This is a genomic window from Paenibacillus lacisoli, assembly GCF_030580655.1.
GTDB lineage: Bacteria > Bacillota > Bacilli > Paenibacillales > Paenibacillaceae > Paenibacillus > Paenibacillus lacisoli.
In genome coordinates this window covers 1-20,839 of the sequence record NZ_JAUQTB010000020.1, presented here as the reverse complement: position 1 = coordinate 20,839, position 20,839 = coordinate 1, and the positions used below count along the sequence as shown (strand labels likewise).

The window sequence follows — 20,839 nt, the reverse complement described above, 5'->3', positions numbered from 1 at the left end:
ATACCCTCCTGTTCCATCAAGGCAACATGGAGGGTAGCTGCAGTCATTTTTCTAGATGTATGTGTTAATTCATCCACCAGCGCTTGAAGTCAGACCACCATGAATGCTTCTCCTTCTTCAGGTCGGCCTGCTTGTCCTGAGGCTGCGGCGGGCTTGTGCCTTCGTCCGAGCAGTATTCCTTTGGTTCAGAGCCGGCCACGAACACTTCCAGCTGCTTCTGGGGACAGGCCGCTGTTGCCAGCTTGCCGCTCTGCGGGTCAATATAGACACTGACTACACCGTCAGGTACAGGGAAGATTTTGGGCGGGACATTCGTCAGCGCCTGTTCTGTATATTGGGCAAAGATTGGCGCTGCCCGGTGACCATCCGCCGTCTGAATCGCCTTTCCTTTATCGTAACCCACCCATACGGCGGTTGAGAGCTCCGGTGTGAAGCCGACCATCCAGGCATCGGTATCCGTTGTTCCCGATTTGCCGGCAACCGGCCTTTTCATCACATTGGCTACCCGGTTTCCGGTTCCCCCGCTCTCGAATACGCTCTCCATCATTCGGGTGAGAACATAGGCTGCGGCCGGACTTGCGACCTGCTCGGGACGATTCTGCGGTGCCTCATACACAACCCGGCCTGCAGCATCAGTTATTCGGAGGACGGCAGTTGCCGGAAGCTTCTGTCCACCAGAGCTGATAACCGCAAAGGCAGAAGCCATTTCGAACGGGCTGACCGGCGATGTACCGAGCGCAAGAGAGGGAACAGGGTTAAGACTGCCGCTGATTCCCATTTTCCGTGCCATGGCGATGACCTTCTCGGTGCCGATTTTCATAATCGTGTTTACAGCATAGATATTATCTGATGCTGCAATAGCCCGGCGCATATTGATTTCGCCCAGAAACTTATCGCCAAAATTTTTGGGCTGGTACGTCAGCCGGTCATGATCGTAATGAAAAATCGTCGGCTGGCTGTTAAAAACCGTGGCTCCTGTCATCTGTCCGGAATCAAGTGCAGTGAGGTACATGATGGGTTTAAAAGACGACCCGGGCTGACGGGTGCTGGCCAGTGCATGATTGTACTGGTTGCTGAGATAGTTTTTACCGCCCACCATGGCTTTGACGTAACCGGTTCGTGGATCTATGGATACCAGAGCGGTCTCCAGTTCACTCTTGGCATCCATCCCTTTAGCAACAGCTGATTCAGCCGCCTGCTGCATCTGTGAATCCAGCGTGGTATAGATATTCAGCCCGCCATGGTCCAAAAGCTGTGGAGAAATGCCGAGCTGCTGGGTGACCACATTTTTCACATAGTCGCGAAAATAAGGAGCCTCCTCAACGGTCCGCCGCTCACTGGGTGCTTTGAACGGCAGTGTCTGCTGGTAGGCTGCATCAGCTTCCTGCCGGGTGATTGTGCCTGTGTCTACCATAGCCTCCAGCACGACCTTCTGGCGGTCCTTTGCATTTTTCATCTGATTATAAGGAGAGTAGTACGTAGGCCCTTTCGGAATGCCGGCCAGCATGGCGCTTTCCGCCAGAGTCAGCTCAGAGGCACGAATTCCGAAATACATTTGTGAAGCGGCCTCGATTCCATACGCACCGTGTCCATAATATATTTCATTCAAATACATATTAAGGATGTCATGCTTGCTGTACTTCATCTCCAGCTGTGCCGTGTACATGGCCTCTTTAAGCTTTCGGTTCCATGTTTTCTCATGAGACAGGTAGAGGTTGCGGGCAAGCTGCTGGGTAAGAGTGCTCGCCCCTTGCGCCATATCCATCCGTTTTAAGTTAACCAGTACAGCCCTGCCGAGACCTTTGAAGTCAAAACCGTAATGGTCATAAAATTTACGGTCTTCTACGGCAAGGGTGGCATCAACCAGAGAGGGCGCAATCTCATTCAGCTGAACAGGAATAGAATCTTTACCGCCGCTGGAGAAGGTTGCGATCACGGCTCCGCTGCTGTCGAGCAGGCGGGAATTGCGGTCGCTCTCCGCCATCGGCAGACTGGTCGCATAAAGATAGGTCAGCAGAGCAGCACCCGCCAGTACACCAAGCACGAGGGATATGCAGAACGCTTTGAACAGCAGGATCCACTTTCGTGACGAATGCTTGCGCTGTCTCTTCAGTTCATCTCCCATGATGCCACTCCCTTCCATGTGTTTCTAATTTTCAGTATGGTACAGGAGCGGAGCGGATATTCAGTGTTCAGCCCGGGATTACTGCTGACAAGAGCAGAATTATATAACGAAACTGTCATATCATTTTTATGGAATTGTCAATTCTAAGAGATATGGAACGGGTAATGTAACAGGAGGAGGTGCATATCGACATGAAATTTAACTGCAAAAAGTGGATTACAAAAGCAATTCTTACCGCATCTGCAATGATTGCTATAACGTTCCCTATGGCATCGGCTCAGCCGGCAGCGGCAGCTGGAACAGGCAGTGCTGGCCTGGTCAACAGCCTGGAGCAGACTCTCGCTTCCAGACAGCCGGCGGGCCTGAAGTTTAGTGATGTACAATTTCTAAGTGATCATATTGGACGAGCAGCAGGAAGCGGATTTATGATAGGAACTTCAAATGGAGGCGCAGACTGGCAGAAGATCTATACAGGCCAATGGCAGTTTGCGCAGATTGATTTTACGGACAATGTGAATGGATGGGCACTGGCATCGGTATCGCCCGACCAGCCGGCCCGATATCTGATTCGTACCTCAGACGGCGGTTCCCACTGGACCCGTATTTCAACAGGGAGTGTAGCCTTTGACCGGATTCAATTTCTGAACAAACAGACCGGATTTGCTTACGCGTATAATGCAGTCTACCGAACGAACAACGGCGGTGTCAGCTGGAATCAGGTGAAGACACCTGCCAATACGCGCGGCGCATTCTTCAGCAATATAAATAACGGCTTCGCAGTCGTCGTTGTGCCCGGAAGCGGATATCGGGTAATGAAAACAACAAATGGCGGTTCCCACTGGTCCCTGTCCCTTCGTGTTAATTCTTCCATGAATGCAACAAGCGGAGACGTCTACAGCAGCGGCCAGCAGACGTATGTCATTCTGTACGGGGGCGCAGGCATGTCGCAGATATCCTACTCCATGTACGCGACAACAGATGGTGGTCAGCACTGGACCAAGGATATCAGCCAAAGCACAGCCGGCGGCGGGCCTGCTCCCGGCGGTCGTGACGGTCTGAAGAAGGAAGGTCCGGCGGGGCCTGGCGGTCATCCTGGCAATATGCAGCTGATCGGCAGCAGTACCGCATATCTAAGCGCAGGCTCTCCCGCGGGTGAAGTCGTAGGAATCGGTCGCTCGGCGAATGGTGGCAGGAGCTGGAACAATTTGAAGTCTGATATTGCGGGCTACAGCTCGGTGATCTCATTCCGTTCAGCTCAGACCGGCTACTTGGCGGTAACCGGCTTTAGAAACCCGGCGGTCTATGTCACTCATGATGGCGGACAGACCTGGACACCGCTGATCCAGTTTCATGAGAAGCACTAGGGAATTCAATGAACAACAATAGAACGTGTCTGCCCGCGGGCAGACACGTTTTTTATTGCAAAAAAGCGGTATTTGAGCAAAACCTGATTTGAATTGAAACGGCGAACTGGATATAGTAGTACAATAGGAAACAAAATGATTGGAGTTTGCTAATATGTCAACAATGAAGCCGGTCACTGTGCGGCTGAAGAGCCGGCAAGACGGGGAACAGGTCATTCAGGAGCTGCCGGGTGAAGCCACGATCCGGGGAAGCCAATTATATGTCCGCTATGAAGAGCCGAATTCAGGGCCGGAAGGCGGAGCCACGCGAACAACCGTGAAGATCGGGGAGCAGGAGCTGAAAATTATCCGGCACGGTGAAGTCCAATCCGAGCAGTCTTTTGAGCTGGGCCGCAGGCTGCCAGGCTTTTATCGGTCTCCATATACAAGCTTTGCATTATCTACCCATACCACGAAGCTGGAAGTACACAGGGATGGTCTGAACGGCAAGGTGGAGTGGACCTATGACTTGTATGCATTCGAGCAACTCTCTGGGCATTTCGCGATCAGTTTACACATACAGGAGGAAACAAAATCATGACAGTCAATCCACTGGAGCACATTAACCAACAGGTGACGGAGGCGATTCAGAACGCAATCGTAGCCGCAGGCATCGTCAGCCGTGAAGAGATGCCGGTCATCACACTGGAAGTGCCCAAGGACAAATCACACGGAGATCTGGCAACGAATGCTGCGATGCAGCTGACGCGGATCGCTAAGAGAAACCCTCGGCAGCTGGCCGAAGAAATTATCGCCAATCTGGATCTGAATGCAGCTTCCATTATGGAAGCCGAGATTGCAGGACCGGGCTTTATTAACTTCCGTCTGGACAAGAGCTACCTGTACCCGGTCATTCAATCTGTTCAAAAACTGGGAGAGAATTACGGACGGGTACAACTGGGCGAAGGCAAGAAGGTTCAGGTTGAGTTCGTTAGTGCCAACCCGACAGGCAGCCTGCATTTGGGACATGCACGCGGCGCCGCTGTGGGTGATGCACTTTGCAACATTTTGGATTTTGCAGGTTACCAGGTGACACGTGAATATTACATTAATGATGCCGGCAACCAGGTCTATAACCTGAGCCGTTCCATTGAAGCCCGTTATCTTCAGGAGCTCGGACAGCAGGCCGAAATGCCGGAAGACGGCTATCATGGTGAAGATATTATCGGCTTCGCGAAGGAGCTTGTTGCCGAGAAGGGAGCTTCGCTGCTGGAGATGGCTCCAGGAGACCGTGCGGCCTACTTCCGTGACTATGGACTGGAGAAGGAACTGAACAAGATCAAGCGCGACCTTGCGGAATTCCGTGTTCATTTTGACAGCTGGTTCAGCGAAACCTCCCTGTATGAGAATGGAGAAGTTCTGAAGGCTCTGAATGAGCTTCGTGACCGTGATGATGAAGTGTACGAAGAAGGAGGAGCTACATGGCTTCGTACCACGAAGTACGGCGATGACAAAGATCGTGTTCTGATCAAAAATGACGGCACCTATACGTACCTGACACCAGACATTGCCTACCACCGTGATAAATACGCCCGCGGTTATGACGAGATGATCAACATCTGGGGAGCGGATCACCATGGTTATATTCCGCGGATGAAAGCCGCAATGGAAGCTCTGGGCAATGATCCGTCCAAGCTGACGGTATTGATCGCGCAGATGGTCAGTCTGTTCCAGAATGGCGAGAAAGTGAAGATGTCCAAGCGTACGGGTAAAGCTGTAACGATGGAAGATCTCATGGAAGAAGTGGGCGTTGACGCTATCCGCTATTTCTTCACCATGCGCAGCATGGACTCCCATCTCGATTTTGACATGGATCTGGCCATCTCGACCTCCAACGAAAATCCGGTCTTCTATGTTCAGTATGCGCATGCCCGGATCTGCAGTGTTTTCCGTCAGGCGGACGAGCAGGGGATTCAGCTGCTGCCGCTGGGGGATCTGGACTTCAGCAAGCTGAATGCAGAACATGAATATGATCTGCTGCGCAAGCTTGGCGAGATGCCAGAGGAAATCGCAGTTGCGGCTGGCAACTATGCACCGCACCGTATCATCCGTTATGTCTATGAGCTGGCTTCTCTGTTCCACAGCTACTACAAGGCGGAACGCGTGATCACGGACGATGCGGCACAGACTCAGGCCCGCCTGGCACTGCTTGCTGCTGTTCGCACAGTAATCGTTAACAGCTTGAAGCTGGTGGGCGTTACGGCACCGGAAAAAATGTAATTTTATCCATTGGAGATTTAGTATAGAAAAAGGGCTTTGCCATCATGGCAAAGCCCTTTTTTACGTTTTTGATGAGGGAAGACGCATGCCTTCGCGTACCAGACGCAGCGCATCGACTTCACCGCGAGAAACCTGAGCTGTACCTTTCGCGTTCTTACGAACAGGCAGAGGATTGGCTGTGCGGGTAATCAGTGTCTTAATCTCAGCAGGACTGAGCCCGGGCCTTTGTGCCAGCAGCAATGCGATGGCACCGCTCACATGGGATGTGGCCATCGAGGTGCCGCTCATTTCATGATGCTTGCCGCGAACCCAGGAAGAGACGATCTTGTCTCCGGGTGCATAGATGTCCACGTAAGGTCCGCGATTGCTGAACCCGGCAATCTTGCGCCGCCGGTCGGTTGCTCCGACGGCGATGGTCTGCGGATAACGGGCCGGGTAGTCAATGGAGCGGCGCTTGCCGTCATTGCCAGAAGAGGCAACAATCACGATGCCGGCCCGGGTTGCCCGTTTCACAACATCAAGCAAAGCCTTGCTGCGGGTCTTCATCCCGAAACTCATATTAATGATATCCAGCCCGCTGCGTACGCACCAGTCGATGCCGAGAATGATATCAGAGACATAAGCTGACCCCTGATGATCAAAAGCCTTAACCGGGTAAATCAGCGAACGCGGAGCCACGCCAATCATACCGCCGGTGCTGTTGGCGGCTGCAATGATACCGGCGATATGTGTACCGTGCCCGTTATCATCATAAGGCAGCATCATGCGGTTGAGCAGGTTGATGCCGGGGGCCAGCGAGTAACGAAGATCCGGATGCTGGTAGTCTGCCCCGGTGTCGATCACGCCGATCTTCACCCGATAGCCGGTTGAGGTGGACCAGACCTTGGGTGCTTTAATCTGCTCAACTCCCCACGGGACACCCGTGTTTGCATTATTCTTCAGCGGGGAGGTCATGGCGGCACCATGCATAGCAATCCGTTCATCTTCTTCGATGAAGATATCCCCCAGATAGGCTGTCAACCTGGCGGTGGATGCCAGGGGTACGATCAGCGCATCAATAAGACGAGAAGGCTGTACCTGGCGCAGGCTGGTCAGCGTTGACTTCATATTGTTCAGAGCATGCAGGCACTCCCGGTACTGTCTTGGCCGTGCGAAGGTAATGATCTGACGGCTGAGCTGGCCTGACGCTGGATTGGAAATCTCCTTATTCAGCATTTGCAAAAATTCCGGGTAGTCCATAGCGGGCAGTCTCCCTCCGATGAGCCATGCTGAAGTATTGTATGACTCCGGCATATACGCCGCATGGGGAACTTGCCCTTTTTCCAAAAAAATAGGCTGCCCTGCGTGTCAAAACACACGGCCGGACATAGGATACATGGAGAGCCTGCGGGCTCTTGCGCACGACCCTGTAAGGCCATCCTTCAGGGAGGATACAGTCAAAAGGCGGTGAAGGAGACTTCCCCGTCTTTTCTTATGTTTCAATCAAGCTAAGGATAAACTTGCATTTTGCGCTTAAATAGGTTTTACTTAGGTTTGATAATGGATATGTTATATAGAATGAGCCTGTTCTGGTCTCTTCTATTGAGTCGTCATAGCAAATGGAAGAAGCAATGTGAATTATGCGTGAGAGGAAGTGTCCGTAGGTGAGTACACCGCTCAATTTAAACATGGATCAGGAAAAGATCATGGAAACACCGATGGTCGATTTGGCCTTCATGGTGCTGAAAGCTGCAAATGAGCCTAAATATTACCGTGACCTTATGAACGAGGTTGCCAAACTGCGCGGATTATCTGAAGAAGATATCAACGATGTGATTGCACAGCTATATACTGAGATCAACATCGATGGCCGTTTTGCTTGCGTAGGGACGAACCTGTGGGGGCTGAAGCGTTGGTATCCGATCGACAAGTCCGAGGATGGACTGACTGGCTCCAAGCGTCCGCGTATCATTAACGACGAGGACGATGATGAGGAAGAGGAATATCACGACGAGGAAGAAACGTACACTGCAGATGACGAAGATTTCGATAATCCCGATGAGGATGAGGACGAAGAAGAAATCTTCGACGAAGATGAGGACAGTGACGTGGACGAAGACGTGGTCGTGGATGATGATGAACTCGCCGAAGAGGACGACGATTCCGATGAGGATGAAGACGAGTCCCTCGATGAGGAAGACGAACGTTAAGAGAGAAGAGGGGTATCCCTCTTCTTTTTTGTATAGTAGAGGAAAGTAAATGCCCGGGAACCCCCCTTTCCGATCCTACCACAAACGCTGTCTTTAAACGCGGCCTGCAATGCGTGAAATACGCCGACAAACGTTTTTCCCTTTTCCTTTTTTTAATGCAGGTAATTTCTTGACAGGGGTACAGGCAACAGAGTAAACTATTGCATGGGCTTATGAATGGCAGGACTATATATATGTGTATTTTTAATCAAAAGTGCCCCGTACCACGGGAGTCACTTTTTTTATTTTATTAGATGAATTAGAGGATTTACAGTAGTTCTAACAGTGTTCTGGCAAGCGTGTGAACTTGTAACCCCAATCCGGATGGGAAGTTCTTACAGAGGCCTGAGGAACGAGGATAATCCGTGAAAACGGGTTACGATAACATCATATGTCGCCTGAATTTCTGTACTTTATTAGGAGGGTTTTAACTTGGCAAAATATATTTTCGTGACGGGCGGGGTCGTGTCCTCCCTGGGTAAAGGGATAACGGCTGCTTCACTTGGACGGCTTCTTAAGAACAGAGGACTGAAGGTAACGATTCAGAAGTTTGACCCGTACTTGAACGTTGACCCAGGTACCATGAGTCCTTATCAGCACGGTGAAGTATTTGTAACCGACGATGGCGCGGAAACGGACCTCGATTTGGGCCACTACGAGCGTTTCATTGACATCAATCTGTCCAAGAACAGCAACGTCACAACAGGTAAAGTATACTCCAGCGTCATCAGCAAAGAACGTCGCGGAGAGTATTTGGGCGGTACGGTTCAGGTTATTCCTCATATCACGAATGAGATTAAAGAACGTGTATTCCGTGCAGGCCGGGAGGCTGGTTCGGATGTAGTTATCACCGAGATCGGCGGAACTGTGGGCGACATCGAGAGCTTGCCTTTCCTTGAAGCTATTCGTCAGATCAAGAGCGAAGTGGGACGCGAGAATGTTATGTACATCCACGTAACGCTGATTCCTTACATCAAGGCTGCAGGTGAAGTGAAAACGAAGCCAACCCAGCACAGTGTAAAAGAATTGCGCAGCATCGGGATTCAACCGAACGTGATTGTATGCCGCACGGAGCATGAACTGTCTGCAGACATGAAAGCCAAGATTGCTTTGTTCTGCGATATTGATGCGAACGCGGTTGTGGAATGCCGTGATGCTTCCACACTGTACGAGGTTCCGTTGAACCTGCGTGCGGAAGGGCTGGATGAGATCGTAGTCAACCATCTGAAGCTGACTACTCCTGCACCGGATATGAGCGAGTGGGAAGGCCTGGTTGATCGGATCAGCAAGCTGGAGAAGACGGTGGAGATTGCTATCGTTGGTAAGTATGTCGCACTGCATGATGCTTATCTGAGTGTAGTAGAATCCCTGTCGCATGCCGGCTTTGATGCCAATGCAGATGTGAAGATCCGCTGGGTGAACGCTGAAGAGATCACAGATGAGAACGTACATGATCTGCTGGGCGGCATCGGGGGTATCCTCGTACCGGGCGGCTTTGGTGATCGCGGTATTGAGGGTAAGGTCAGCGCCATTCGTTATGCGCGCGAGAAGAATATTCCGTTCTTCGGCATTTGCCTAGGGATGCAGGTATCGGTTATCGAGTACGCACGCAGTGTTGTTGGTCTCGAAGGTGCGAACAGCTCGGAGATCAACCCTTCGACAGAATACCCGGTTATCGACCTGCTTCCGGAACAGAAGGATATCGAGGACCTGGGCGGAACCATGCGTCTGGGATTATATCCTTGCAAATTGCAGGAAGGCTCTCTGGCGATGGAATGCTACAATGATGAGCTGGTATATGAAAGACACCGTCACCGGTATGAGTTTAACAATGAGTACCGTGAAGCGGTTGAGAAAGCCGGCCTTAAGATTACCGGCACATCTCCTGACGGACGTCTGGTTGAGATCGTGGAACTTCCAGGCCACCCTTGGTTCCTGGCGGTGCAGTTCCATCCGGAATTTACGTCACGTCCGAACCGTCCTCAGCCGCTGTTCCGTGAATTCGTGAAAGCATCGCTGAAGCATAAGGCTTAATAGAACTTCTATATATATGGAGAAGGAACCCGTAAGGGTTCTTTTTTCTATCCATTGAAGGACTGTAAGATGCTGTATTAGATAGTTTTTAAAGGAGAGCAGGATTTCCACTATTGAGAGCGAATTACCAATTTAAAGAGTTGGTTATGGAATGGATATCCATCGGATGTATCGCCGATTTATCTTTTGTAACTGCCTAAATACCTGGGAGGTTTAGATCAGTGGAAAAGAAAAAAGTATTGATTGTCGATGATCAGAACGGGATTCGCATTTTGCTAATGGAAGTGTTCAACAGCGAAGGTTACAGCACTTATCAGGCAGCTAATGGAAAAATTGCTCTGGAAATCGTGGCACAAGAGGTGCCCGATCTGGTTCTGCTCGATATGAAGATTCCCGGCATGGACGGCCTTGAAATTCTCAAGCACATCAAACAGATGAATCCGGATATCAAGGTGATTATGATGACAGCCTACGGGGAACTTGACATGATCAAGGAAGCGACCGACCTCGGCGCTTTGATGCATTTCACCAAACCCTTTGATATTGATGAGATGCGGGTAGCTGTGAATAGTCATTTGAAAGGGAATACGGCGGACCGGTTGAGCTAGATCCTGTGAAATCACGGGATTTTTTAATTCGGGGGAAACTATTGTAGAGAAGCATGGAAAGATGAATGCCAGGGAATAGTAAGGAATGGAATCTTTTCAATGGATATAGCTAGATCTGGAGCCGTTTATGCAGATTGTAACCTATATATGGTGATACCATTCTGCTGTGTCATACAGCACAGCAGGATGATAATTGCTTGTTTAGTATTTAACATGGGATGTGGTATAATAAGCCCGTATGTGAACACGGCTTAATACCATAGACTAACTGATGACTTTTAGGAGGAGTAAACGATGCCATTAGTATCAATGACAGATATGCTCAACAAGGCTCTTGAAGGAAAGTATGCTGTAGGTCAATACAACATCAACAATCTGGAGTGGACCCAAGCGATTCTGGGCGCTGCAGAAGAAGAGAAATCCCCGGTTATCCTGGGTGTATCCGAAGGCGCAGCTCGCCATATGGGCGGCTTCTATACAGTTGTTAAGATGGTCGAAGGTCTGATCCACGACATGAAGATCACTGTACCGGTTGCCATTCACCTGGACCATGGCTCCAGCTTCGAGAAATGTAAGGAAGCGATTGATGCAGGCTTCACATCTGTAATGATCGACGATTCCCACAGCCCAATCGACACCAACATCGAAACTACCAAGAAGGTTGTTGAATATGCACACTCCAAGGGTGTTTCTGTTGAAGCCGAAGTGGGCATGGTTGGCGGACAGGAAGACGACGTTGTCGGCGACGTAATGTATGCGAAGCTGGATGACTGCGTGCGTATTGTCAAAGAAACTGGTATCGACACCCTGGCTCCTGCACTGGGTTCTGTTCATGGACCTTACAAAGGCGAGCCTAACCTGGGCTTCAAGGAAATGGAAGAGATTCGTGATGCGGTTCAACTGCCGCTCGTACTGCATGGCGGTACAGGCATTCCAACTCACGACATTCAGAGAGCGATCTCCTTGGGCACTTCCAAAATCAACGTAAACACAGAGAACCAAATCGAATTTGCCAAAAAAGTTCGTGAAGTTCTGGCGGCTAAACCGGATGCTTATGATCCTCGTACATTCATTCAGCCAGGCCGTGAAGCGATCAAACAAACCGTTATCGGCAAAATCCGCGAGTTCGGCTCCAACAACAAAGCCTAATCGTTTGCATTATCGTTATGTTTAGCTTATTGTTACAATGATATGGAAGGCCCCGAAAGGGGCCTCTGCCATTAAATAGTCCAATCAGGAAGCACACCGCTAAGCCGGTGTTTTTCCATTTCATTACCTAAAATAGACTGCCTAAGAATAACTTGCGGCTGCGAAGTATGTAGGGGGACCCAAGAGCTTATGGAAAAATTGATGATTAGCGGTGGACGCCCACTGCATGGCACGGTTTCTATCAGTGGTGCCAAAAACAGCGCAATCGCGTTAATTCCTGCTGCTATTTTGGCGGAAAGCGAAGTCATACTTGATAATCTGCCGATCCTCAGTGATGTGGCAGTATATGCTGAGATCCTTGAGGAGCTTGGTGGCACAGTAACCCGGGATGGCAGTCAAATGAAGATTGATCCCTCCACCATTAAATCCATTCCTATGCCCAATGGGCCTGTAAAGAAATTGAGAGCTTCCTATTACATGATGGGTGCTATGCTTGGCCGTTTCAAACAAGCGGTCATCGGTTTACCGGGCGGATGTAACTTTGAGCCTCGGCCCATCGATCAGCACATTAAAGGCTTTGAAGCTCTTGGGGCAACCGTAACCAACGAGCACGGAGCCATTCACCTGCACGCCAAGGAACTGCGCGGCGCCAAGATTTATCTGGATGTCAGCAGTGTGGGTGCTACGATTAACATCATGCTGGCGGCTGCACGTGCCAAAGGCTCTACAACTATTGAAAATGCGGCTAAAGAGCCTGAGATTATAGATGTTGCAACACTTTTGAATTCGATGGGTGCGGTGATTAAGGGCGCAGGTACAGAGACGATCCGGATTGAAGGGGTCCCTGAAATGCATGGCTGCCGCCACTCCATTATTCCTGACCGTATCCAGGCGGGAACTTATATGATTGCTGCTGCAGCAACACGCGGTAATGTCTTAATCGACAACGTTATCCCCAAACACTTGGAAGCGCTGACGGCCAAAATGGAAGAAATGGGCGTAGGCATCGAAGAATATGATGAAAGCATCAGGGTCATCGGACGTGAGAACTACGACCATGTAGACGTAAAGGCCCTGATTTATCCCGGTTTTCCAACCGATTTGCAGTCCCCGATGACGAGTCTTTTGACTCAGGCCCGTGGTGTTAGTGTACTGAGTGACTTTGTATACAGCAACCGGTTTAAGCATGTTCCGGAACTTGTTCGTATGGGTGCCAAAATCCGTGTCGAAGGCCGTTCTGCCATTATTGAACACAGCCTGCTGAATGCGGCAAAGGTCAAGGCTACGGATCTGCGGGCGGGTGCAGCGCTTGTTATCGCAGGATTAACTGTTGACTCTGGTATTACAGAGGTTACCGGTGTGGAATTTATTGATCGCGGCTATGATCATCTGGTACCGAACCTCCGGGCTCTGGGTGCGGATATATGGCGTGAGAATGAATAGATATCAATGGTCGGAATAAGGTGGCGGACAGGGTGGAGGAGTCTGGGAGGATGGACTTATTTTTGCCCTGCCGCTGCATACCCGATCCTCTTTTGGGTAAAGCTTATTTAATGGACTTTCCCTGTGTAGTCTGGACTTATTAACTGAATAGGTGGTTATTATATGGATCTGCAAATTTCCGATTTGGAAGAAATGAAGCTGACCGATCTGTACAAATTAGCGAAGAAGTATCAGATACCGTACTATGGTCAGCTGAAGAAGAAAGAACTAATTTTTGCAATTCTGCGAGCGCAGGCAGAACAGAGCGGCCTTATGTTCATGGAAGGCGTACTGGAGATTCTGCCCGAAGGCTACGGCTTTCTGAGGCCAATCAACTATCTTCCGAGCGCGGAGGATATTTATATCTCAGCCTCACAAATCCGCAAGTTTGATCTAAGGACCGGAGACCTCGTATCCGGTAAATGTCGAACCCCTAAAGAAAATGAGCGTTATTTCGGATTACTGCAAGTGAACGCCGTTAACGGCGAGAACCCTTCGATGGCTGCCGAACGTTTGCACTTTCCGGCTTTAACTCCTCTTTACCCGCAAAAGAAGCTGGTTCTCGAAACTACCCCCAATCATCTGTCTACCCGTATCATGGACCTGCTAGCCCCGGTTGGACTGGGACAGCGCGGACTGATTGTCGCCCCTCCAAAGGCTGGCAAAACGCTTCTCCTTAAAGAAATTGCCAACAGCATTTCAACGAACAATCCTGATATCGAGTTGTTTGTGCTGCTCATTGATGAACGCCCGGAGGAAGTTACGGACATGCAGCGTTCAGTTAAGGGTGAGGTTGTCGCATCTACATTTGACGAATTGCCGGAAAACCATATTAAAGTGGCAGAGTTGGTGCTGGAGAGAGCGCTGCGTCTTGTAGAACACAAGAAAGATGTAGTTATTCTGCTTGACAGTATTACACGACTTGCACGTGCCTACAACCTGGTGATTCCGCCTTCCGGCCGCACACTCAGCGGCGGTATTGATCCGGCTGCATTCCACCGCCCTAAGCGTTTCTTCGGATCGGCTCGTAATGTGGAAGAGGGCGGCAGTCTGACGATATTGGCAACAGCTCTCATTGACACAGGCTCGAGGATGGACGATATTATATACGAAGAATTTAAAGGTACAGGTAATATGGAACTGCATCTTGACCGCAAACTGGCCGAGCGGCGTATCTTCCCGGCTATTGACATTAGACGTTCTGGTACCCGCCGTGAAGAGGCTCTGCTGACTAAGGAAGAACTGGACACGATCTGGTCTATCCGCAAGAACATGAACGAGAGTTATGATTTTGTAGAAGGATTCCTCAAAAAGCTGCGTGACAGCAAAACGAATACCGAGTTCATTGCAGTGATGGATACTGCCGGTAATACTACGAACTCGTCGGCTTCAACGACTGGCGGCGGCGGACAGCGCAGATCGCCTCGTACGACCTCCAGTCATGTTCCCATGACGACTAATTCCTAATTTACAGCGCGGCCGATCCGGCTGCGCTGATCATCTTTTTATATGGCAAGGCCTGAAAGGAGTTTCTTAAACGATGTATCTTGTGTACGCTGATGAACAAGGCAATGTCTATGACCATCCTACGCTTTACGGGCTCGCCCGCAGTGCGGATATGGTAGTTGAAATTATGGAGGATGAATTAATTCCGCTTCCGGAGGGTGCTACACTGGTGAGCCTCCCCAGCACCCGTGCAATCGGACTTGATCCGGAGAGCGGCGAGATGATTCCGCTTCCCAAGGAAATGCAGGCAGTAGGTGCACTGCTGCCCCAAGGCTTTACTCGCCTTAGTCTGCCCGGATATGTCAAAGCTGATAAGGATTACAAACTTCCATTGTTCGGCTACTCTGCTGTCGTATGGAAGGACGGCGGTTTTTATGTAACGGCAGAAATGTCGGACGATCCGCTGAAGTGGAACCCGCTGAATTGTGATCGGGATCAGGTCAGACAAGGAGTTGAGCGTCTGGTCAGCGAGTACCCGGAGAACAGACTCTATCAGCATTTGACCAACTGTGCACTAGGTTATGAGTGCTTGACGTCCTCCAATACCTTCTTAAACCGATGGGAAGGCGGCGTGCCTGTGTCATATTCCTGCAATGCGGGATGCTTTGGCTGTATCTCGGAACAGCCGGATGACAGTGGCTTCGTATCGCCGCAGACACGGATGAACTTCCGTCCGCGCGTGGATGAAATTGTAGAGGTTATGCTGGAGCATCTGAAAACACCGGAGTCGATTATCAGCTTTGGACAAGGCTGCGAAGGTGAGCCCTCCACTCAGGCCAAACTGATTATTGAAGCTATTCGGGAAGTGCGTTCGATCACGGACATGGGGTATATTAACATCAATACAAATGCCGGTCTAAATGATCATATCCGTGGTATTGTTGATGCCGGGCTTGATCTCATGCGGGTCAGTACCATTAGTGCTCTCGATGACCACTATAACGCCTATTACAAACCTCGGGCCTATACGCTGGCTAATGTGGAAAAGTCCATGCGGTATGCGGCAGAGCAGGGAGTGTACACATCGATCAACTATCTGATTTTCCCAGGTGTAACTGATCGTGAGGAAGAGATTGAAGCGATGATTGACTTTGCCAAACGGACTAAGCTGCGCTTGATTCAGATGCGCAATCTGAACATCGATCCGGAAAGTTATCTGGAACTGATTCCGCCGGCACAGGGGGACATTCTCGGTATGAAGCAGATGCTGGATATTTACCGTGAGGAGCTGCCTGATGTCGTTATCGGATCATTTACTCATGTACCTCCACAAGGCATGGCGCGGCCGAAGCCCCCGCTGTCTGCCTTAAAATAGCGACAATGCGTTTGATGGGCTTCTGTCTTTGCTCGTAGATTCTGCCCCTCAAAGAAATCGATTGCTGACAGCTGACGGCTATGCTACAATGTCGTGGTGTCCATATAACTCTGGGCTGATCTGACGCTCAGGGCGGAAAGAGGTGAAAGTCATGAAACAAGCTATTCAACCTAAATACAATGTGACTACGGTTACTTGTTCTTGCGGCAATACGTTTGAGACTGGTTCGGTTGTTCCGTCTCTTCGTGTAGAGATCTGCTCTTCCTGTCATCCGTTCTTCACGGGTAAACAGAAGTTCCTTGATGCAGGCGGTCGTGTTGATCGTTTCAAGAAGAAATACGGTATCTAATGCAGCTTTGATCACCCTTGCTATGTGTGTAGCAGGGGTTTTCTTTTGCCCAGCTGTGCCAATATCTGACGCCGGTTGCATTTTAGACAGGCATAAGATATACTTGGTTTTACCGTGCTAGACGGGGAGGTAGCGGTGCCCTGTAACTCGCAATCCGCTGTAGCGAGGTTGAATTCCTGTTAGAGGTGTTGTCGATGTGAGGCTGGTCCCTGCACTCAATGTTGACGGTTGGGTCCTCCGCAATGAGTACTTGTGAACCTGGTCAGGTCCGGAAGGAAGCAGCCATAAGCAAGTTCACTCTTGTGCCGGAGGGTGGCCTAGCCCGAGTTGTTGTGCAGGATTGCCGCTTGGATCGCAACGATCAATAACAGGTGCACGGCTACATAGTAGCCATTTAACATCTTTGCTGATGCAGAGATGTTTTTTTATTTTTCAGGCCTGCAGACCCTGAATTTAGCATCCTTTAAGTTTAGATTCGCTCACGAATATAGTATAATAATAAGGTATCATAGCCCACGAAAGTGGAAGCTGAAAGAGGGTAACGCATAGTGGACCATGTAGCGTTGTACCGTGCTTGGCGGCCTCAGTCGTTTCAAGACATGGTGGGACAACAGCATATAATACAGACTCTGCAGAACGCGATCCGGGAACAGCGCCTTTCCCATGCCTACCTGTTCAGCGGACCGCGGGGAACCGGCAAGACAAGTGCGGCCAAGATTCTGGCCAAGGCGGTGAACTGTGAACGAGGACCGGCAGCTGAGCCTTGCAACGAGTGCGAAGCGTGCCGAAGAATCACCGTTGGTGCAGTTATGGATGTGCAGGAAATTGACGCTGCCTCGAACCGAGGGGTTGAAGAAATCCGGGATCTGAGGGAGAAAGTGAAATACGCGCCTACCGAAGTCCGGCATAAAGTGTATATCATTGACGAAGTGCACATGCTGACAACAGAGGCTTTTAACGCATTACTTAAGACATTGGAGGAACCGCCTCCACATGTTATGTTTATTCTGGCAACAACGGAACCCCATCGCCTGCCGGCAACGATCATATCACGCTGTCAGCGGTTTGATTTTCGCAGGGTGTCCCTGGAAGAGCAGACGTCGCGTCTGACTTTGATCTGTGAGCAGGAGGGGATCCAGGCTGATGAGGAAGCGCTGCAGTATATTGCCCGTCTATCGGACGGAGGTATGCGCGATGCGCTGAGTGTGCTCGATCAGATTGCTTCATTTTCGGACGGACAGGTGTCTTACCAGCAGGTGCTTAATATGACAGGTGGGATTCCTTCCGAGGCATTCGGAAAGCTGGCTGCTGCTCTGCAGCAGGGAGATGTGGGCACCGTCCTGCAGATGATCGAGAGCTTCATGCAGGAAGGCAAAAGCGCCGACAAATGTATGGAGAACCTGCTCTATTACTTCAGGGATCTGCTGATGATCAAGATGGTACCTAATGCCGATCACATGACCGAAAGAGTACTGGATGCAGCTTCTTTCAGGGAAATGGCCGAGACCTTTACCAAAGACCAGCTGTTCCAGATGATCGATACGCTGAACCATTATCAGAGTGAAATGAAGTATGCCGCCCAGCCGCAGACCTTGTTCGAAGTGGCGCTTCTTAAGCTAAGTGGTGTATCTGAACAGACAGCTCGGCAGTCTGGATCGCAAGCAGCCGCAGACTCTGGAGAAGTAGCCGCGCTGAGAAAGCAGCTTGCTGAACTGGAGAAGAAGCTGGAGCGCGCCATGCAGGGCGGTATAGGCAAGGGCGGAGCGCAGGAACAGCCGGCGAACTCGCGCGGCAGTGGTGTTCGTGCACCTGTCCAGCGGGCATCGTCATCACCCAAGCTTCCTCCGCAGCTGGAGCAGTTTGTCGCCAACAAGGGAAGTTCTGAGTTCTCGGAGGTAGCCCGCAAGTGGAGCCAGGTGCTGCTTCGGGTGAAGGAGGAGAAGGTTACCGTGCATGCCTGGTTTATGGACGGGGAGCCGGTCTCGATTCATGAGGACCGGGTGCTGGTAGCGTTTAAGAATAATATTCATCGTGAGACTACAGAGAAGCCGGCAAATCGACAGGTCATTGAGTACGTTCTTCAAGAAGTATTCGGACGCCCGCTGCAGCTGGTCACCATGATGCAGAAGGACTGGACGACTTCCGTTGAAGGTGCTGTGGAGACACCAAAGGAAGAGTTTAAGCTTGAACCGGAGAATGAGTCATCTTCCAAATCAGCGGAGCCTTGGATTGATGAGGCGATCCAGCTGTTTGGCGAAGAGCTTGTAGAAATTAAAGAATAAGGATCCAAATATACTTTAAATAGGGAGATGAACAGAATGAATAACATGAACCAAATGATGAAGCAGGTTAAGAAAATGCAGGAACAAATGTTGAAGGCTCAAGAGGAGCTTGGAACAAAAACGATTGAAGGCACTTCAGGCGGCGGTGTTGTTACAGTTCAAGTCAATGGACACAAAAAACTGCTCTCCATCGCCATCAAGCCTGAAGCGGTTGATCCGGATGATGTAGAAATGCTGCAGGATCTCGTTCTGACAGCGGTTAACGATGCGCTGACCAAGGCAGATGATCTCGCCAATAATGACATGGGCAAATTCACCGGTGGTATGAAAATTCCGGGCTTGTTCTAATCTGTCTTAAGAAGGAGCAACCTAACATTGTATTATCCGGAACCGATAGCGAAGCTGATCGATGCTTTTACCCGGCTGCCGGGTGTGGGGCCGAAGACAGCGGCACGTCTAGCGTTTCATGTTCTGAACATGAAAGAAGATGACGTTATAGATTTTGCCAAAGCGCTGGTCAGTGTGAAGCGTAATCTTCATTTCTGTTCAGTGTGCGGCAATATCACCGATACAGACCCTTGTCGAATCTGTCAGGATAAGACAAGGGATGCTTCCGTCATTTGTGTGGTGCAGGAAGCCAAGGACCTGGTAGCAATGGAACGCACCAAGGAATTCGACGGGTACTATCATGTTCTTCATGGTGCCATTTCTCCGATGGAGGGGGTTGGGCCGGATGACATTAAGCTGAAGGAACTGCTGACGCGTCTGAGTGATGAGCGGGTGAAGGAGCTGATACTGGCTACTAATCCAAATATCGAGGGAGAGGCAACGGCTATGTATATTTCCAGGCTGGTACGACCGTTTGAAATCAAGGTGACACGAATTGCCCATGGTCTGCCGGTAGGCGGAGATTTGGAGTATGCAGACGAAGTGACCTTGTCCAAAGCTTTGGAAGGCCGCCGTGAACTGAACTAATCCATTATTGAATGACTGCACATGATGTGTAACAGAGAGGGGCCGAGAGGCCTCTTTTTTGTTCTAAGTTTGTCCCTCCCCTGATACATATGGTTATAGGCGAATGAACGTACATGATCCATTTTACGGGAGGGGATACTGCGTGGCGGGGTGGCGTAGTAAATGGTTCGGAGCGCGAGAGCAGGAACGGCAAGAGAAGAATGGCAGGCAGGAGCTGTACGATCAGATCGTGAAGTCACAGCGAGAATGGGAGCGGGCATATCAAGTTTTTCATGAAGCTAGCGGAACAGATGAAATTGATTACGCTATATTCGCCTTGGAGGCAGCTGAGCGCAAATACCAGATGTTTTTAAGGCAGGCCAAAAGGGCAGGTCTTCATCGGTTTCACGTTCCTGGTGAGACGAAAGTCGAGCAAAATGGATAAGCGCTGTGGGGGAGGAACTTGATATGAAGATCGCGATCTGGGGAGTGCTTATTCTTTCTTTATCAGCTATCGTTCTCCTGTCTATTCGCAGGCGAATCGGGGCAGCGTGGTTAACCGTATTCGGATTCCATCTAGTATTGGCTGCGGTAGCGCTGTATGCTGTGAACGAGCTGAATTGGCCGGGGTACGCCTATATTCCCTTAAATCCCTATACAATTGGTACCGTTGCTGTACTGGGTTTGCCGGGTGTGGCCATGATTTACGCTCTAAAGATAACGTTAATAAGCTAGTTGTGTATAGAATAGGGTTGAGCAATCGCTGCACAAAGGTGCGGCGATTATTTATTATTTAGCAGTAAACGGAATAGAAAAACGTATTGACGTAGGAAATGAATATATGATACATTAGATCTCGGTCATTCGAGTTGGATAAGCCTTTGATTATGAAAAGTTTAGCAGTAATAAACGAATCAAAAAAAGCTTGACCAATCGAATAGGACATGATATATTATAAGAGTTGCTGATGAAACATTATCTCAGCTAACTGAACAGCTTGATCTTTGAAAACTGAACAACGAGTGAGTACCGCTGTTATGTAAATAACAGCAAACCATGAGATTTATATCTCGTCAGATTCAAAATGAGCTTATCGCTCTTTTCAATACTTTATTGGAGAGTTTGATCCTGGCTCAGGACGAACGCTGGCGGCGTGCCTAATACATGCAAGTCGAGCGGGGTTT

18 protein-coding genes, 1 rRNA gene and 1 other RNA gene are annotated in these 20,839 nt (G+C 50.0%); 18 read left to right on the top strand and 2 right to left on the bottom strand.

Features of this window, described 5'->3' with window-relative positions; translation table 11 throughout:
- Nucleotides 1-64 precede the first annotated feature (64 nt).
- Entirely contained in the window at nt 65-2,125 is a 2,061-nt protein-coding gene (locus tag Q5741_RS20105; protein WP_305025901.1) for a transglycosylase domain-containing protein, read from the bottom strand.
- Between the two features lie 191 nt (nt 2,126-2,316).
- Between Q5741_RS20105 and Q5741_RS20100 the strand changes: the two genes are divergently transcribed.
- The 3 genes from Q5741_RS20100 (at nt 2,317) to argS (ending at nt 5,748) form a co-directional block, all read left to right on the top strand.
- The gene (locus tag Q5741_RS20100) at nt 2,317-3,489 is read left to right on the top strand and encodes a WD40/YVTN/BNR-like repeat-containing protein (protein WP_305025900.1); all 1,173 of its coding nucleotides are present in this window, start codon (nt 2,317-2,319) and stop codon (nt 3,487-3,489) included.
- 154 nt (nt 3,490-3,643) lie between these two features.
- Nucleotides 3,644-4,069, top strand: a complete 426-nt coding sequence (locus tag Q5741_RS20095) for a DUF1934 domain-containing protein (protein ID WP_305025899.1) — start codon at nt 3,644-3,646, stop codon at nt 4,067-4,069.
- Complete coding sequence (gene argS / locus Q5741_RS20090) at nt 4,066-5,748, top strand: arginine--tRNA ligase (RefSeq protein WP_305025898.1); 1,683 nt, start codon at nt 4,066-4,068, stop codon at nt 5,746-5,748. Before Q5741_RS20095 ends, argS begins: the two co-directional genes overlap by 4 nt.
- Before the next feature lie 60 nt (nt 5,749-5,808).
- Here argS and Q5741_RS20085 read toward each other — a convergent pair whose 3' ends face one another.
- Nucleotides 5,809-6,987, bottom strand: a complete 1,179-nt coding sequence (locus Q5741_RS20085; protein ID WP_305025897.1) for a S8 family peptidase — start codon at nt 6,985-6,987, stop codon at nt 5,809-5,811.
- Between the two features lie 404 nt (nt 6,988-7,391).
- Between Q5741_RS20085 and rpoE the strand changes: the two genes are divergently transcribed.
- The 15 genes from rpoE to Q5741_RS20010 all read left to right on the top strand — a co-directional run.
- A complete protein-coding gene (rpoE, locus tag Q5741_RS20080; protein WP_305025896.1) occupies nt 7,392-7,937 on the top strand; it encodes a DNA-directed RNA polymerase subunit delta in 546 nt (181 codons plus the stop codon).
- 471 nt (nt 7,938-8,408) lie between these two features.
- On the top strand, nt 8,409-10,010 hold the full coding sequence (locus Q5741_RS20075; protein WP_305025895.1) for a CTP synthase: 1,602 nt from the start codon (nt 8,409-8,411) through the stop codon (nt 10,008-10,010).
- Between the two features lie 221 nt (nt 10,011-10,231).
- The gene (locus Q5741_RS20070) at nt 10,232-10,618 is read left to right on the top strand and encodes a response regulator (RefSeq protein ID WP_305025894.1); all 387 of its coding nucleotides are present in this window, start codon (nt 10,232-10,234) and stop codon (nt 10,616-10,618) included.
- Between the two features lie 294 nt (nt 10,619-10,912).
- The gene (gene fba / locus Q5741_RS20065; protein ID WP_305025893.1) at nt 10,913-11,767 is read left to right on the top strand and encodes a class II fructose-1,6-bisphosphate aldolase; all 855 of its coding nucleotides are present in this window, start codon (nt 10,913-10,915) and stop codon (nt 11,765-11,767) included.
- Between the two features lie 189 nt (nt 11,768-11,956).
- The gene (locus Q5741_RS20060; protein ID WP_305025892.1) at nt 11,957-13,210 is read left to right on the top strand and encodes a UDP-N-acetylglucosamine 1-carboxyvinyltransferase; all 1,254 of its coding nucleotides are present in this window, start codon (nt 11,957-11,959) and stop codon (nt 13,208-13,210) included.
- A gap of 162 nt (nt 13,211-13,372) precedes the next feature.
- Nucleotides 13,373-14,716 carry a transcription termination factor Rho gene (rho, locus tag Q5741_RS20055; protein ID WP_305025891.1) on the top strand — a complete coding sequence of 448 codons (1,344 nt, stop codon included), beginning with the start codon at nt 13,373-13,375 and terminating at the stop codon, nt 14,714-14,716.
- A gap of 73 nt (nt 14,717-14,789) precedes the next feature.
- Entirely contained in the window at nt 14,790-16,070 is a 1,281-nt protein-coding gene (locus Q5741_RS20050) for a radical SAM protein (RefSeq protein WP_305025890.1), read from the top strand.
- A 151-nt stretch (nt 16,071-16,221) separates the two neighbouring features.
- Nucleotides 16,222-16,419: a 50S ribosomal protein L31 gene (rpmE, locus tag Q5741_RS20045; protein ID WP_305025889.1), complete on the top strand. Its 198-nt coding sequence runs from the start codon at nt 16,222-16,224 to the stop codon at nt 16,417-16,419.
- 112 nt (nt 16,420-16,531) lie between these two features.
- Nucleotides 16,532-16,798: signal recognition particle sRNA large type (gene ffs, locus Q5741_RS20040), an RNA gene on the top strand.
- A gap of 169 nt (nt 16,799-16,967) precedes the next feature.
- Entirely contained in the window at nt 16,968-18,701 is a 1,734-nt protein-coding gene (gene dnaX, locus Q5741_RS20035; RefSeq protein WP_305025888.1) for a DNA polymerase III subunit gamma/tau, read from the top strand.
- A 36-nt stretch (nt 18,702-18,737) separates the two neighbouring features.
- On the top strand, nt 18,738-19,049 hold the full coding sequence (locus tag Q5741_RS20030; protein ID WP_305025887.1) for a YbaB/EbfC family nucleoid-associated protein: 312 nt from the start codon (nt 18,738-18,740) through the stop codon (nt 19,047-19,049).
- Nucleotides 19,050-19,076: 27 nt separating this feature from the next.
- Nucleotides 19,077-19,676: a recombination mediator RecR gene (gene recR, locus Q5741_RS20025; RefSeq protein ID WP_305025886.1), complete on the top strand. Its 600-nt coding sequence runs from the start codon at nt 19,077-19,079 to the stop codon at nt 19,674-19,676.
- Between the two features lie 142 nt (nt 19,677-19,818).
- On the top strand, nt 19,819-20,100 hold the full coding sequence (locus tag Q5741_RS20020; protein ID WP_305025885.1) for a DUF2508 family protein: 282 nt from the start codon (nt 19,819-19,821) through the stop codon (nt 20,098-20,100).
- Between the two features lie 23 nt (nt 20,101-20,123).
- Entirely contained in the window at nt 20,124-20,390 is a 267-nt protein-coding gene (locus tag Q5741_RS20015; RefSeq protein ID WP_305025884.1) for a pro-sigmaK processing inhibitor BofA family protein, read from the top strand.
- Between the two features lie 375 nt (nt 20,391-20,765).
- Nucleotides 20,766-20,839, top strand: a 16S ribosomal RNA gene (locus tag Q5741_RS20010); the annotation flags it as partial.

Excerpts from the sequence above, each read along its gene's own strand:
- Q5741_RS20095 (WP_305025899.1), top strand. The coding sequence starts at position 3,644 with ATGTCAACAATGAAGCCGGTCACTGTGCGGCTGAAGAGCCGGCAAGAC.
- Q5741_RS20015 (WP_305025884.1), top strand. The coding sequence starts at position 20,124 with ATGAAGATCGCGATCTGGGGAGTGCTTATTCTTTCTTTATCAGCTATC.
- Q5741_RS20050 (WP_305025890.1), top strand. The coding sequence starts at position 14,790 with ATGTATCTTGTGTACGCTGATGAACAAGGCAATGTCTATGACCATCCT.
- rpmE (WP_305025889.1), top strand. The coding sequence starts at position 16,222 with ATGAAACAAGCTATTCAACCTAAATACAATGTGACTACGGTTACTTGT.
- fba (WP_305025893.1), top strand. The coding sequence starts at position 10,913 with ATGCCATTAGTATCAATGACAGATATGCTCAACAAGGCTCTTGAAGGA.
- Q5741_RS20085 (WP_305025897.1), bottom strand. The coding sequence starts at position 6,987 with ATGGACTACCCGGAATTTTTGCAAATGCTGAATAAGGAGATTTCCAAT.
- Q5741_RS20105 (WP_305025901.1), bottom strand. The coding sequence starts at position 2,125 with ATGGGAGATGAACTGAAGAGACAGCGCAAGCATTCGTCACGAAAGTGG.
- Q5741_RS20100 (WP_305025900.1), top strand. The coding sequence starts at position 2,317 with ATGAAATTTAACTGCAAAAAGTGGATTACAAAAGCAATTCTTACCGCA.
- rho (WP_305025891.1), top strand. The coding sequence starts at position 13,373 with ATGGATCTGCAAATTTCCGATTTGGAAGAAATGAAGCTGACCGATCTG.
- Q5741_RS20060 (WP_305025892.1), top strand. The coding sequence starts at position 11,957 with ATGGAAAAATTGATGATTAGCGGTGGACGCCCACTGCATGGCACGGTT.
- Q5741_RS20030 (WP_305025887.1), top strand. The coding sequence starts at position 18,738 with ATGAATAACATGAACCAAATGATGAAGCAGGTTAAGAAAATGCAGGAA.
- argS (WP_305025898.1), top strand. The coding sequence starts at position 4,066 with ATGACAGTCAATCCACTGGAGCACATTAACCAACAGGTGACGGAGGCG.